We start from the raw sequence: 13149 nt of genomic DNA on the forward strand, positions 1-13149 counted from the left end.
GTATGAGCAATGACAGCAAGACCCAGGCCGAACCGCATTTCCTCGGCACGCGCATCCGCGGCCTGCGCAAACGCCGGGGCATGACCCTGGCGGAGCTGGCGCAGCAGAGCGAACTGACCGCCGGCTATATCAGCCAACTGGAACGCAACCTCGCCTATCCGTCAATCCCGGCGCTGTTCAACATTGCCCGCAGTCTCGGCGTGACCATCCAATGGTTCTTCGCCAGCGAGGCGATCACCGATCCTGAAGACGACGGTATTGTCGTGCGCAGGCACAGCCGCCTGAACGTGCATTACGAAGATGGCATCGTCGACCAGCTGCTGACCCCGCAAGCCAACCGCCAGCTGGAAATGCTCCACTCGCGTTTCCCGCCCGGCACCTACAGCCAGCAAAGCTACAGCCACGACGGCGAAGAAGCCGGGTATCTGCTGTCGGGCAGCTTCGAGTTGTGGGTCGGCGAGCGCTACTTCCAGCTCAATGAAGGCGACAGTTTCAGTTTCTCCAGCCAGGAGCCGCACCGCTACGGCAACCCGGGCGAGGTGGATGCGGTGGTGATCTGGGTGATCACCCCGCCGACCTTCTAGCGCCGGCCGCGCCCGCTTGCCTGGGCGACACTGGCGCGCTTGAGGGTGTCGCTCGGCAATTCCTTGAACAGCGCGCGATAGCTGCTGGAAAACCGTCCCAGATGCCAGAACGACCAGTGCATGGCCACTTCGGCCACTGTGGTTTGCGTCGGCGTGCGGCTGAGCAGTTCGCGGCGGGCGCTGTTGAGACGGCGCAGGCGCAGCCATTGGGTTGGCGCCATGCCGGTGTAGGTCTTGAACGCATGCTGCAGCTGGCGCAGCGAGACCCCGGCAACCCGGGACAGCTCCAGCAGATTGAGCTGTTCCTCCGGGCTGTCCGCCGCCCATTCCCCTACCCGCTGCATGATCGCCCGCTCCCCGGCCCGGCGCTGCAATGCGCCCTGGTCGAGGCGGACACAAGCGTTGTCGAGGATGAACAGGCAGTCTTCCAGCAACTGCTGGGTCAAGGCTTCGCGGCTGGGCGGGTCGTAGGTCTGCGACAGCTGGGTCAGGGTTGCGCTGAGCCAGCGACTGAACAAGGCATTCTGCTGCGAATTGAGCGGCGCCATGAACAGCCCCTCCAGCCGCGCGACATCCAGCGCATGGCGCTTTACGAACTCCGGCCCGAACACCACGGCGATTTCCTGGTAGTTCTCCGGGGTGATCCAGATGTTGCGGCTTTCACCGTTCAACACGTACAGCGCGTTGTCGCTGCGGTCGAAACAGAACGCCAGCGAGCCTTGTGGCGCGCTGAAATTCTGCTCGACCCGGGTGTTCATCTGCTCCTCGTAGATCTCCACGCCCTGTAGATCCAGATAGCGCACCAGTCCTGCGAAATGCCCCGGTGACATCTGTTGGTAATGCTGGACCCAGCCCGGTGTGGCGCGGATTTGCTCGGCGACATCGGCGGTGCTGAAGGCTTGGACCTGTAATGAGTTGCACGTTGACATGGGTGACCTTACGCACTCTTTTGGTGCGCTTTGTGTTGCTAAAAGTGGATAGATGGAACCACAACGCTCGCCCAAGATAGACGTCAACGCGCTACAGGGGAAGCGTCCTACAGATGAATCGACTTTCTCCCGCGTTAACAAAACCAATAACGAGGTCTTTATGAATGCCCCTTTCGATCAGCTGTTCACTTGGCTGAAAGATCACAAGATTACCGAAGTCGAGTGTGTCGTCAGCGACCTGACCGGCATTGCACGCGGCAAAATCGCACCCACCAACAAGTTCCTGCATGAGCGAGGCATGCGCCTGCCGGAAAGTGTGCTGTTGCAAACGGTAACCGGGGACTTTGTCGACGACGACATCTACTACGACCTGCTTGATCCGGCCGATATCGACATGGTCTGCAAGCCGGTGTCCGACGCGGTGTACGTGGTGCCATGGGCGATCGAGCCGACCGCCATCGTGATCCACGACACCTTCGACAAGTTCGGCAATCCGATCGAATTGTCGCCGCGCAACGTGCTCAAGAAAGTCCTGCAGTTGTACACCGACAAAGGCTGGCGGCCGATCGTCGCGCCGGAAATGGAGTTCTACCTGACCCAGCGCTGTGAAGACCCGGACTTGCCACTCAAGGCCCCGATGGGGCGCTCGGGCCGCGCCGAAAGCGGTCGCCAGTCGTTCTCCATCGACGCCGCCAACGAATTCGACCCGCTGTTCGAAGACGTCTACGACTGGTGCGAACTCCAGGGCCTGGACCTCGATACGCTGATCCACGAAGACGGCCCGGCGCAGATGGAAATCAACTTCCGCCATGGCGATGCCCTGGACCTCGCCGACCAGATCACCGTGTTCAAGCGCACCATGCGCGAGGCCGCGCTCAAGCACAATGTCGCGGCGACCTTCATGGCCAAGCCGGTCGGCGATGAGCCGGGCAGCGCCATGCACATCCACCAGAGCGTGGTGGACATAACCACCGGCCAGCCGATCTTTGCCGATGCCGACGGCAACATGAGCGAGTTGTTCCTGCACCACATCGGTGGCTTGCAGAAGTACATCCCCAAGGTGCTGCCGATGTTCGCGCCGAACGTCAACTCGTTCCGCCGCTTCCTGCCGGACACCTCGGCACCGGTGAACGTCGAGTGGGGCGAAGAGAACCGTACTGTCGGCCTGCGCGTGCCGACTTCCAGCCCGGATGCCATGCGCGTGGAAAACCGCTTGCCGGGGGCCGATGCCAACCCTTACCTGGCCATCGCCGCCAGCCTGCTGTGTGGGTACCTGGGCATGGTCGAGCGCATTGAACCGAGCGCCGCGGTACAGGGTCGGGCCTATGAGCGGCGCAACCTGCGTCTGCCGATCACCATCGAGGATGCGCTGACGCAGATGGAAGAATGCGACACCGTGAGCCGCTACCTGGGCGACAAGTTCGTGCGTGGCTATGTCGCGGTCAAGCGCGCCGAGCACGAGAACTTCAAGCGCGTGATCAGCTCGTGGGAGCGCGAGTTCCTGTTGCTGAGCGTCTGACCCCTTCGCTGTCTGAAACGACCTTATCGCCAGCAGGCTGGCTCCCACACTTGGAAGGCATTCCCCCTGTGGGAGCCAGCCCGCTGGCGATGACGGCCGCCAGAACACTAGAACACCACCTGAAGAATCCAATAATTCCAAGAAGGTATCGATATGCGTCTGTTGAAATCCATGGTCCCGGCCGCGCTCGCGGTCTTGTTCAGCGCCGTAACCCAGGCGCAGCCACAGGTCAGCGTCTACAACTGGACCGACTACATCGGCGAGACCACCCTCGCCGACTACCAGGCCAAAACCTCGATCAAGGTGATCTACGACGTTTTCGACTCCAACGAAACCCTGGAAGGCAAACTGCTCGCCGGGCGTACCGGGTATGACGTGGTCGTACCGTCCAACCACTTCCTCGCCCGTCAGGTGAAGGCCGGCGCGTTCCTCAAGCTGGACCGCGAGCAACTGCCGAACTTCCAGAACCTGGACCCGAAACTGCTGGCCCTGCTGGAAAAGAACGACCCGGGTAACGCGCACTCGGTGCCGTACCTGTGGGGCACCAACGGCATCGGCTATAACGTCGACAAGGTCAAGCAGGTGCTGGGCATCGACCACATCGATTCCTGGGCCGTGCTGTTCGAGCCGCAAAACATCAAGAAGCTCAGCGCCTGCGGCGTGTCGATGATGGACTCGGCGGATGAAGTGTTCCCCGCGGTCCTCAATTACATGGGCATGGACCCACGCAGCGAGAATCCCGAAGACTTCAAGAAAGCCGAAGCCAAGCTGCTGAGCATCCGTCCGTACATCACCTATTTCCACTCTTCCAAATATGTCTCGGACCTGGCCAACGGCGACATCTGCGTGGCATTCGGTTACTCCGGTGACGTGTTCCAGGCCGCCAACCGCGCCAAGGAAGCCAACAACAACGTGAACATCGCCTATGCCATTCCCAAGGAAGGCGCGAATCTGTGGTTTGACCTGCTGGCCATCCCGGCGGACGCCGGCAACCCGAAGCAAGCCCACGCCTTCATCAACTACCTGCTCGACCCGCAAGTGATCGCCAAGGTCAGCGCCTCGGTCGGCTATGCCAACCCGAACCCGGCCGCCAAGCAGTACATGGACCCTGAATTGGTCAACAACCCCGAGGTTTACCCGCCTCAGGAAGTGCTCGACAAGCTCTACATCTCGACCACGCCGCCGCAGTCGATCATGCGCTTGATGACGCGTTCCTGGAGCAAAGTGAAGTCCAACCAATGAACCAGCACACCCACGAACACGCCCAATCCTATTACGCCGCATCGGCCAACGGCCTGTTGCCCTACCCCACGCTGGCCGAAGACCTGATGGCCGATGTCTGCGTGATTGGCGGCGGGTTTACCGGCGTCAATACGGCCATCGAACTGGCCCAGCGCGGGCTCTCGGTGATCCTGCTGGAAGGCCGGCGGATCGGCTGGGGTGCCAGCGGGCGCAACGGCGGTCAGCTGATTCGCGGCATTGGCCATGACGTCAGCGGTTTCGCCAAGCATGTCGGTGTCGACGGTGTGCGCTATCTGGAGCATGCCGGGACTGAGTCGGTGCAGGTGGTGGGCAGTCGAATCCGCGATCACGGCATCGATTGCGACTTGCGCTGGGGCTTTTGCGAATTGGCCAACACCCCGGCGCAGTTTGCCGGGCTGAAGGCTGAACACGCCGCACTCAAGGAATCGGGTTACGCCCATGAAACCCGTCTGGTCGAAGCCGCGCAGATCCGTGAGCAGGTGGTGAATTGCGGCGTGTATGCCGGCGGCCTGGTCGACATGGGCTCGGGGCACCTGCACCCGCTGAACCTGGTGCTTGGCGAAGCGAAACTCGCGCAATCTCTGGGCGTACGAATTTTCGAGCAAAGCCCGGTACTGGAGCTGATCCATGGCAGTACTGTGCAAGTCCGTTGTGCAGGTGGCACGGTCCGCGCCGGCAACCTGGTGCTGGGTTGCAACGCGCATCTGGAGGAACTCGAACCGAAACTCAGCGGCAAGGTGCTCCCGGCAGGCAGCTACATCATCGCCACCGAACCCTTGCCGGCGAAACTTGCCGCGCAGTTGATCCCGCACAACCTGGCGCTGTGCGACCAGAAAGTCGGCCTGGATTACTACCGCCTCTCGGCGGACCGGCGCCTGCTGTTCGGCGGAGCCTGCCATTACTCCGGGCGAGATCCGGCGGATATCAGCGCCTACATGCGCCCGCAGATGCTCAAGGTCTTCGCGCAACTGGCGAATGTGCGCATCGACTACCAATGGGGCGGCAAGATCGGCATTACCGCCAATCGCTTCCCCCAGGTCGGGCGCCTGAGCCAGCACCCGAACGTGTTCTACGCCCAGGGTTACTCCGGCCATGGCGTCAACGTGACTCACTGGTGCGCGAAATTGTTGGGCGAAGCGATCCATGCCGGTCACAGCAAAGGTTTCGATGTATTCAGCGCCGTACCGCACATGACCTTCCCGGGCGGCCGCGCCCTGCGTTCACCATTGCTGGCCCTGGGCATGCTCTGGTACCGCCTGCGCGAAGTGCTGGGCTAACACCCCACCCCTGTAGGAGCTGGCTTGCCAGGGATGGCAGCCTTGAACATTTGCGCTGTTCTTTCGGTCGCCATCGCTGGCAAGCCAGCTCCTACACGGTTACCGATCATTCCCCATCTCTTTGTTTAGCCTTTCGATTTGCTCAATTGCGAGTCACTTCTATATTGAGGGGGTGCTCATCAATTATGCCCTCTATCGAGCCTGGCCCATGGCGACGAGTGACCCACTGATCATCTGCGAGCACTGCGACAGCGTGTACGAAAAAGTGACGCTCGCCAAACACCAGAAAACCCTGTGCACCCGCTGCGGCGGCGTGCTTCAGCGTTATAACGGCTTGACCGTGGAGCAACGCCTGGCGTTGACCTTCGCCGCGTTGATGCTGTGGATTTTCGCCAACTTCTATCCGGTCATGAGCATCAGCCTCAAGGGCCTGAAAAACAGTGCGACCCTATGGGATTCGGTGGTGGCGCTGAGTCTGGGGCCCATCACCTTCATTGCCCTGGTAGCGGCGATCGCCATGATCATCGCACCGTTTTTTCAGTTGTTGCTGCTGATCTGGGTGCTGGGCTTCGCCCTCAAGCACCAGCGCGCGCCAGGTTTCAGTTTCAGCATGCGCTGGCTGGAAACCCTGCGGCCCTGGAGCATGCTGGAGGTCTGCCTGTTGGGCGCGATGGTCGCGGTGATCAAGCTCGCCGGGTTACTGGATGTGCTGCCCGGTATCGGCCTGTTCGCCCTGGCCGTCCTCAGCCTGATGATGATCCGCATTGCCGGCCGCGATATTCGTGAACTGTGGGACCTCGTATGACAATGCCGCCCCTCGCAAGCGACCTCAACCTGTGCCTGTGCCACAGCTGCGGCCTGGCCTGCGACATGACCGATGATCCCCACGAGTGCGAGCGCTGCGGTGCCCCTTTGCATCGACGTAAAACCAACTCGCTGACCCGAACCTGGGCTTACATGCTCACCGCCCTGGTGTTTTACGTTCCGGCCAACCTGTTGCCGGTGATGAACACCAAGATGGTCGGCGACGGTGCCGACAGCACGATCATGAGCGGCGTGATCGAGTTCTGGCAGCACGGTGCCTGGGACATCGCCCTGATCATATTCATCGCCAGCATTGCGGTACCGGGCGTCAAGTTCGTCGCCCTGACGCTGCTGCTGGTGACCGTTCAGCGCGACAGCCAGTGGGCGCTCAGGCAGCGCTCGCAAATGTACCGGTTCGTCGAACTCATCGGTTATTGGTCGATGCTCGACGTCATCGTGGTCGCCCTGGTGGCCTCACTGGTGAAATTCCAGGCCCTGGCCGATATCGAACCGCGTCCGGGCATTCTGTTCTTTGGTCTGGTGGTGGTGTTCACCATGCTCTCGGCGATGAGTTTCGATCCGCGCCTGATCTGGGATAAAGAGCGGCAACAACCACAAAATAAGGAGGTCACGGATGAAGTCACAAGCCACTGACGGGCCACTGGCCCCCGGGCAGGCTCCGATCAAGACCCGCCGCTTCAGCTTTTCGCTGGTGTGGATCGTGCCGATTGTCGCGGTGCTGGTGGGGATATCGCTGGTGGTCCACAGCATCTTGCAGGAGGGTCCGACCATCACCATCACCTTCAAGACCGGTGACGGCCTGACCGCCAACAAGACCGAGGTGAAGTACCGCAACGTGGTGATCGGCCATGTCTCGGACGTTGAACTGAGCAACGACCAGAAGAATGTCAATGCGACGATTAAACTGGTGAAACAGGCTGAAAGTTTTACCCGTAAAGACTCGCAGTTCTGGGTGGTGAGGCCGCGGATCGGCGCTGGCGGGGTGTCGGGTATCGATACGCTGTTGTCAGGGGATTACATCGGCGCCGATATCGGCCAGGAGAATGCCCGCGCGAAGAACTTCACCGGCCTGGAAAACCCGCCCGCCATCACCTATGGCGAGCCGGGCAAACGCTTCACCCTGCATACCCAGGACCTGGGCTCACTGGATATCGGCTCGCCGGTCTACTACCGCAAGATTCCGGTCGGCCAGGTCGTGGCGTACGCCCTGGACCCCGATGGCAAAGGGGTGAACATCGAACTGTTCATCCACGCACCGAACGATCAGTACGTCACCGAGAACACCCGTTTCTGGAACGCCAGCGGCGTTGACGTGAGCGTTGGGGCCAACGGTTTTGCGGTCAAGACCGAGTCACTGTCGGCGCTACTGGTGGGTGGCGTTGCGTTCCGCGCGCCGGAATACAGTCCCGACGACAAACCGGCCCCGGAGGAATATGCCTACGAACTGTTCGAGGACCAGCAAACGGCCCTCGCCCCGCCGAGCGGCAAGGGCCAGTACATGACCTTGCGTTTCGAGCAGGCGCTGCGCGGGCTCAAGGTCGATGCCCCGGTGGAATTCCTCGGCATCGAAATCGGCAAGGTGGTGTCGGTCAATCTGGATTTCGACGCGCAAAAACGCACCTTCCCGGTCAACGTCGGCATCATGATCTATCCGCAGCGCCTGGGCCGCGCGCACACCAAGATGCAGCAGACACTCAATCACGATCCCAACGATGAAGCCGGCGCCGTACGCGTGATCGGTACCTTTATCGACAACGGCCTGCGCGCCCAGGCTCGCACCGGCAACCTGCTGACCGGCCAGCTGTACATTTCCCTGGATTTCTACCCTAAAGCGCAGAAAGTCGTATTTGATCAAAGCGCCCGTCCAGTCAGTATTCCGACCGTCCCAGGCAGCCTCGAACAATTGCAGGAAAAACTCGAAGCCATGGTCAACAAGCTCAACCAACTGCCTATCGAGCGCATTGCCGGCAATCTTGACAGCAACCTCGTCGAACTGCGCAAAGGCTTGGTGCAATTCCATGCCAAGACCCTGCCGGGTGTGCAAACCACCTTGACGGACATGAGCAAGACCCTGCAGTCGGCCAGCTCGACACTGGCTGAAGACTCGCCGCAGCGGGAAAAACTCGGGCAGACCCTGGACGAACTCGGGCGCACCTCGCGTTCCTTGCGTGACCTGGCGGATTACCTTGGCCGGCATCCGGAATCGCTGATTCGCGGTCGTCCGGATAATGCCGCACCGATGGATATGCAAGGGCCGCCGAGCAAATGACCACAGGAGCAACATTCATGGCTTTTCCCCTGAAAATAACGTTGGTCGCTGCGCTGTCGTTGCTCGCCGCCTGCCGCAGCGATCCGATCCAGTTCCACACCCTGACCCCGGCCCAACTGGCAGGCAGTTCACGCGGTACCGCCGGTATCCAGATTGAAATGCTCACCGTCCCGCCCCAGGTCGATCGCCCGCAGATCGTCGTGCGCCAGGGCAATACCGGCATGGCAATCCTCGAAACACAATGGTGGGGGGCCAGCCTGGTGGACGAGTTGCGCAGTGCCCTGAGCGACCAGATGATCAACAACAATCCGCAACGCAGGGTATCGGTGCGCCTGGAAGTACAGCGCTTTGATTCGATTCCCGGCCAGTATGGACTGCTCGACGTGAAATGGCGCCTGCGTACCAACAATGGCAGTGAAAACCTCATGGACACTTGCCGCAGCACCCTGCAGACACCGTCGGGACCGTCCATCGATGAGCTGGTGGCGGCGCAGCAAAATAACGTCAGGCGCCTGGCCGCGCTGATCAACCAGGCAGCGGCCTCCACGCAAAAAGGTTGTCCATCCGCAAGTACCAGCCCATAACACCATTCCCCTGTAGGAGCGAGCTTGCTCGCGATGGTGTGTCAGGCGACATCAATGTGTCTGATACACCATCGCGAGCAAGCTCGCTCCTACAGGCTGCAAATGATTCGTATTGATCTAGAATAATTGACGACCTTCTTTTGTCGATTCGCTCGAATCAGCCTGCAAGACCAAAAATAACAGGAGCTGACGCCGCATGAAGTCCCCTATCCCTTCGATCCTCAAAAAGGCCTTGCTGGTCACCGCCCTGGTGAGCGCAGGTCACGTTTACGCCGCCGATACCGTCGGCATCGTGGTCTACAACGCCCAGCATGAAAGCCTGACCAAAGCCTGGGTCGAGGGGTTTACCCAGGAAACCGGTATTGCGGTCACCCTGCGCAACGGCGATGACACCGAAATGGGCAACCAGATCGTCCAGGAAGGCACTGACTCGCCGGCCGATGTGTTCCTCACCGAAAACTCCCCGGCGATGGTTCTGGTCGATAGTGCTGGCCTGTTTGCCCCCGTGGACAAAGCCACCCTGGAACAGGTCGACCCGGCCTACCGCCCGGCCCACGGCAAATGGCTGGGGATCGCTGCGCGTTCCACGGTGTTCGTCTACAACCCGAGCAAACTGCCCCAAGACAAGTTGCCCAAATCGATCATGGACCTCGCCGCACCAGAGTGGAAAGGCCGCTGGGGCGCATCGCCCGGTGGCGCCGACTTCCAGGCCATCGTCGCCGCCATGCTCGAACAGAAAGGTGAAGCCGCGACCCTGGACTGGCTCAAGGCGATGAAAACCAACTTCACCGCCTACCGGGGCAACAGCTCGGTGCTCAAGGCGGTGAATGCCGGGCAGATCGACAGCGGCGTGATCTACCACTACTACAGCTTCGTCGATCAGGCCAAGACCGGCGAAAACAGCAAGAACACCGCCCTGCACTACTTCAAACACAAGGACCCGGGGGCTTTTGTGAGCATTTCCGGAGGCGGCGTCCTGGCCGCAAGCCAACACAAGGAACAAGCCCAGGCGTTCCTCAAGTGGATCACCGGCAAGGACGGCCAGGCCATCCTCAAGGACGGCAAGTCGTTTGAATACGCCGTGGGCAAGAACGCCGAATCCAACCCTAAACTGGTGCCTTTGCAGCAGCTCGACGCCCCATCCGTCGACGCCTCGAAACTCGACAGTAAAAAAGCCGTGGAGCTGATGACTCAGGCAGGACTGCTTTGATTGATGCCTGAAATCCTGCCCGCGGGTACCGCCCAAGCGCTACCCGCCAATTTGCGTAGACGATCGCGCGGCGTGTTCGCGAGCCGCGGTGGCGCGCGGGTGGTCGGTTTGTCGGTGCTGGTGTCGTTGCTGGCACTGCTGCCGATTGCCTACGTCATCGGCGTGTCCTTGCAGACCGGCTGGTCCACGGTGGTGACCCTGGTGTTCCGGCCACGGGTGGGTGAATTGTTGATCAACACCGTGTTGCTGGTGGTGCTGACGATTCCCCTCTGTGTGGCGCTGGGTGTGACGCTGGCCTGGCTGACCGAGCGCACGGATTTGCCGGGGCGGCGTTGGTGGTCATTGCTGGCCACAGCGCCCCTGGCGGTGCCGGCCTTCGTCCACAGTTATGCCTGGGTCAGCCTGGTGCCGCCGATTCACGGCTTGTTCGCCGGGGTGCTGGTGTCGGTGATTGCCTACTTCCCGTTCCTGTACCTGCCGATTGCCGCGACCTTGCGACGCCTCGACCCGGCCATTGAAGATGTCGCCGAATCGCTTGGGCTCAAGCCGTGGGCGGTTTTTTTTCGCGTGGTGCTGCCGCAGTTGCGCCTGGCCATTTGCGGCGGTGCGCTGCTGGTCGGCCTGCATCTTCTGGCCGAGTATGGCCTGTACGCAATGATCCGCTTCGATACCTTCACCACCGCGATCTTCGATCAGTTCAAATCCACCTTCAACGGTCCTGCCGCCCACATGCTGGCCAGCGTGCTCGCCCTGTGTTGCCTGGTGATGCTGACTGTGGAATCCGCCGCACGGGGTCATGCGCGCTACGCCCGTGTGGGCTCGGGAAGTGCCCGCGAGCAACGGATCGTCTGCCTGAAAACCCCGGCCAGGGTGCTCGCACTGGCGTTGCAAAGCGCCACCTGTGCCCTGACGCTGGGTGTGCCCCTGATCACCCTGGGCAGTTGGCTGATCGCCGGCGGTGTGCAGGCCTGGGACCTGGGCGAGCTGCTGCCGGCGCTGCAACAGACGCTGATGCTGGGCGTGGCCGGTGCAGCGCTGACCACCTGCGCCGCCATTCCGATTGCGTGGTTGTCGATCCGCCATCCCGGGCGCCTGCAACGGCTACTGGAGAGCTGCAACTACATCACCAGTTCGTTGCCGGGCATCGTCGTGGCGCTGGCCCTGGTGACCGTGACCATTCATTTTGCCCGGCCGATCTACCAGACCACCGTCACCGTGCTGCTGGCGTACCTGCTGATGTTCTTGCCCCGGGCCCTGGTGAGCTTGCGCGCCGGCATCGCCCAGGCGCCCGTGGAGCTGGAAAACATGGCCCGCAGCCTGGGCCGCTCCCCTGCCCGCGCGCTGTGGCTGATCACCTTGCGCCTGGCCGCTCCGGGTGCGGCTGCCGGTGCTGCGCTGGTGTTCCTGGCGATCACCAATGAACTGACCGCCACCCTGTTGCTCGCGCCCAATGGCACGCGGACCCTGGCGACCGGGTTCTGGGCCATGACCAGCGAAATCGACTATGTCGCGGCGGCGCCCTATGCCCTGCTGATGATCCTGTTGTCGCTGCCGTTGACCGGGCTCCTGTATCACCAATCGAAAAAAACGGCTGGCCGATGAATACTCTTGAACTGCATTCACTGAACAAAGCCTACGGTTCCCAGCGAGCCCTGGACAACGTCAGCCTGTCGGTACCCAGCGGCAGCCGTACGGTCATTGTCGGCCCCTCGGGTTCAGGCAAGACCACCTTGCTGCGCATGATCGCCGGCTTCGAGTTCCCTGACTCCGGCCGCCTGTCGCTCAATGGGCAAACCCTGGTCGACAGCACCCACGAAGTACCGGCGCACCAACGCCTGATTGGCTACGTCCCCCAGGACGGCGCCTTGTTCCCGCACATGACGGTGGCCGACAACATCGGCTTCGGCCTGTCGACCAAAGGCCGCGTCAAGCATGAGCGTGTCGCGCAATTGATGGACAGTGTGGCCCTGGATTCGAACATGGCCGGGCGCTGGCCCCACGAGCTGTCCGGCGGCCAGCAGCAGCGCGTGGCGTTGGCGCGGGCGCTGGCGCAGCAGCCACGGTTGATGTTGCTGGACGAGCCGTTTTCGGCACTCGACACCGGTTTGCGCGCGGTCATGCGCAAGATGGTCGCGCGCCTGCTGGAAGACGCGGGGGTCACCACCATCCTGGTCACCCATGATCAGAGCGAAGCCTTGTCCTTCGCCGATCAACTGGCGGTGATGCGCCATGGGCGGCTGGTGCAGTCTGGCCATCCGCTGGACCTCTATCGCTACCCCGAAGATGAACAGACCGCGCTGTTTCTCGGCGATGCCGTGGTCATGCCGGCCCGGATCGAAGCTGGCTGGGCCCATTGCGACCTGGGCCGGATACCGGTCAACAATCACCGCAACAACCACTCGGCGCAGATCATGCTGCGACCCGAACAATTGCAACTGACCAGCGTCCTGCCCAACGCCACGGAGGTCACGGGCTGCCGGGCCAAAGTGGTCGACCGGGACTTCAGCGGCAACACCTGCACCTTGACCGTGGAGTTGCATTCGCGCGCCCCCGATCAGCCCATCGGCCGATCATTGCTGGTACGCAGCTCCGGCATGTATGCGCCGCCTGCCGGCAGCGCCGTCCAGGTCTCGACCATCGGCCACGCGCACGTGCTGAGCGAGCCTTGATCCCTGAACCTTGGAGCATG

Annotated in this window: 12 protein-coding genes; 11 read left to right on the forward strand and 1 reads right to left on the reverse strand. The window is 61.7% G+C overall.

All coding sequences use genetic code 11. The features are described 5' to 3' along the window. The first annotated feature begins 2 nt into the window (after positions 1-2). The gene (locus ACYP2Q_RS03320; protein ID WP_459729172.1) at positions 3-584 is read left to right on the forward strand and encodes a cupin domain-containing protein; all 582 of its coding nucleotides are present in this window, start codon (positions 3-5) and stop codon (positions 582-584) included. On the opposite strand, the gene ACYP2Q_RS03325 is transcribed toward ACYP2Q_RS03320, so the two are convergent. Continuing rightward, positions 581-1513, reverse strand: coding sequence for a helix-turn-helix domain-containing protein (locus ACYP2Q_RS03325; RefSeq protein WP_459729173.1), 933 nt, complete (start codon positions 1511-1513; stop codon positions 581-583). The genes ACYP2Q_RS03320 and ACYP2Q_RS03325 overlap by 4 nt on opposite strands. Before the next feature lie 160 nt (positions 1514-1673). Between ACYP2Q_RS03325 and ACYP2Q_RS03330 the strand changes: the two genes are divergently transcribed. From ACYP2Q_RS03330 to ACYP2Q_RS03375, 10 genes are all read left to right on the forward strand, one after another. Continuing rightward, entirely contained in the window at positions 1674-3032 is a 1359-nt protein-coding gene (locus ACYP2Q_RS03330) for a glutamine synthetase family protein (protein ID WP_459729174.1), read from the forward strand. A 153-nt stretch (positions 3033-3185) separates the two neighbouring features. Further along, positions 3186-4274, forward strand: a complete 1089-nt coding sequence (locus tag ACYP2Q_RS03335) for a polyamine ABC transporter substrate-binding protein (RefSeq protein WP_459729175.1) — start codon at positions 3186-3188, stop codon at positions 4272-4274. Continuing rightward, positions 4271-5572 carry an NAD(P)/FAD-dependent oxidoreductase gene (locus tag ACYP2Q_RS03340; protein ID WP_459729176.1) on the forward strand — a complete coding sequence of 434 codons (1302 nt, stop codon included), beginning with the start codon at positions 4271-4273 and terminating at the stop codon, positions 5570-5572. The genes ACYP2Q_RS03335 and ACYP2Q_RS03340 overlap by 4 nt, the downstream gene beginning before the upstream one ends. Positions 5573-5780: 208 nt before the next feature. After that, on the forward strand, positions 5781-6377 hold the full coding sequence (locus ACYP2Q_RS03345; RefSeq protein WP_459729177.1) for a paraquat-inducible protein A: 597 nt from the start codon (positions 5781-5783) through the stop codon (positions 6375-6377). Beyond that, positions 6374-7030, forward strand: coding sequence for a paraquat-inducible protein A (locus tag ACYP2Q_RS03350; protein ID WP_459729178.1), 657 nt, complete (start codon positions 6374-6376; stop codon positions 7028-7030). The genes ACYP2Q_RS03345 and ACYP2Q_RS03350 overlap by 4 nt, the downstream gene beginning before the upstream one ends. Then, on the forward strand, positions 7011-8666 hold the full coding sequence (locus ACYP2Q_RS03355; protein ID WP_459729179.1) for a PqiB family protein: 1656 nt from the start codon (positions 7011-7013) through the stop codon (positions 8664-8666). Before ACYP2Q_RS03350 ends, ACYP2Q_RS03355 begins: the two co-directional genes overlap by 20 nt. A gap of 17 nt (positions 8667-8683) precedes the next feature. After that, positions 8684-9250 (forward strand): PqiC family protein, encoded by a 567-nt coding sequence (locus ACYP2Q_RS03360; protein WP_459729180.1) that lies wholly within the window; start codon positions 8684-8686, stop codon positions 9248-9250. Between the two features lie 196 nt (positions 9251-9446). Further along, on the forward strand, positions 9447-10460 hold the full coding sequence (locus tag ACYP2Q_RS03365; protein WP_459729181.1) for an iron ABC transporter substrate-binding protein: 1014 nt from the start codon (positions 9447-9449) through the stop codon (positions 10458-10460). A 3-nt stretch (positions 10461-10463) separates the two neighbouring features. After that, on the forward strand, positions 10464-12062 hold the full coding sequence (locus ACYP2Q_RS03370; RefSeq protein WP_459729182.1) for an ABC transporter permease: 1599 nt from the start codon (positions 10464-10466) through the stop codon (positions 12060-12062). Next, positions 12059-13129, forward strand: coding sequence for an ABC transporter ATP-binding protein (locus tag ACYP2Q_RS03375; protein ID WP_459729183.1), 1071 nt, complete (start codon positions 12059-12061; stop codon positions 13127-13129). Before ACYP2Q_RS03370 ends, ACYP2Q_RS03375 begins: the two co-directional genes overlap by 4 nt. Positions 13130-13149 lie beyond the last annotated feature (20 nt).

The sequence above is a fragment of the Pseudomonas sp. MHK4 genome, assembly GCF_054600775.1.